This window comes from Pseudomonas sp. AC229 (assembly GCF_979254655.1).
This window is the reverse complement of record NZ_CEEDHK010000114.1, coordinates 1-231: the sequence shown is the minus strand read 5'-3', so window position 1 is coordinate 231 and position 231 is coordinate 1. Positions and strand designations below refer to the sequence as shown.

Genomic DNA, 231 nt, shown 5'->3' with positions numbered 1-231 from the left:
TCCTTGTTCACGGCCACTTTCACAGCCATGACGCGTTCCCCGTAGGCGCGGTCCAGCTCGAAGCCTTCCGGCAGCGCGGTGAGCCCTTCGTACCAGGGGTTGAGCATCACCGATTCGTTGCGCTCGCCCGGCAGGTATTCCCACAGCTCGTCGGCGGTGAACGCCAGGAGCGGCGCGATCCAGCGCACCAGCGCTTCGGCGATGGGGAACAGCGCGGTCTGGCACGAACGG

The 231-nt window shown here is 66.7% G+C and carries 1 protein-coding gene; it reads right to left on the bottom strand.

The window, feature by feature from the left end:
* A partial coding sequence (locus AC0IW7_RS25085; protein WP_471821575.1) for a class I tRNA ligase family protein occupies positions 1 to 231 on the bottom strand: 231 nt, incomplete at both ends.